The sequence below is a fragment of the Staphylococcus sp. GDY8P57P genome (assembly GCF_017892585.1).
In the GTDB taxonomy this organism is placed as follows: domain Bacteria; phylum Bacillota; class Bacilli; order Staphylococcales; family Staphylococcaceae; genus Staphylococcus; species Staphylococcus borealis.
Map to the genome: position 1 here is coordinate 1 of NZ_JAESLK010000137.1, position 392 is coordinate 392.

The 392-nt window shown below is 37.5% G+C and carries 1 protein-coding gene; it reads right to left on the reverse strand.

The window, feature by feature from the left end; translation table 11 throughout:
- Positions 1–392, reverse strand: a 392-nt coding sequence (locus tag KA878_RS14475; protein ID WP_245336775.1) for an IucA/IucC family protein, incomplete at both ends; no start/stop codon positions are given.

Sequence of the window (392 nt, forward strand, 5' to 3'; positions counted from 1 at the left end):
CTGAGAAATTTCTTAATCGTACCCTCTGTAATTTCATCATTAATCCAATTCAAATAACTATCTACTGTTATTTGGTTATCAACTGGATTTCTATTGACTAAACTCGCTGTCACTATAGTTGTACCATTATCAGCCAAATAGGGTTGATGTCTGACAATACAAGCCAAATGACGTGCAATATCAGGCTCCGTCTTAGCATGAATACCAAACGGCTCCATAGAAACATGCAGTTGAGGATATATATCTAGCATATCCTGTAATTCATAACTGAGTTTAGGCCCATCTACCGTTGTCACACTAGACACTGTACGTACTGCACTTGTGGCTTGTACATCAACTGGTAACTTGATATGGTAAGGTTTCCCTATTAATTGCATCGTTCTAAATGATAG